A 275-nucleotide genomic window follows, 5' to 3' on the forward strand; every position below is an offset into this window, starting at 1 on the left:
AGACAAGTAAACTGCAAGGGCACGGCGTGTTTTCTCTATCAACACCGCCGTGACCGCCTGTTGAAAACCCGCGCTCAGGTCGGCTTGATCTTTCTTGGTAAGCCAGCCCTTGTCGGAAACCACGGAATCACGGGCGCGGAGAACTGCCGTTTTTAACCCAGAGAACGACATGTCGCATCCAGGTCGATCAAGAAGCGGGCGTGGAAAACGAAAACGCGCCGGATCACCGGAAAGCGCACATTTCTCGATGTTCGGACCACCAGGTTGCGGTAGTG

General features: G+C 55.6%; 1 pseudogene. It reads right to left on the reverse strand.

Features of this window, described 5'->3' with window-relative positions:
• Positions 1-275 (reverse strand): annotated as a pseudogene (locus AB9F29_RS22655) (tRNA (adenosine(37)-N6)-threonylcarbamoyltransferase complex transferase subunit TsaD); the annotation flags it as partial.

This window comes from Falsihalocynthiibacter sp. S25ZX9 (assembly GCF_041205405.1).
Lineage (GTDB): Bacteria > Pseudomonadota > Alphaproteobacteria > Rhodobacterales > Rhodobacteraceae > Falsihalocynthiibacter > Falsihalocynthiibacter arcticus.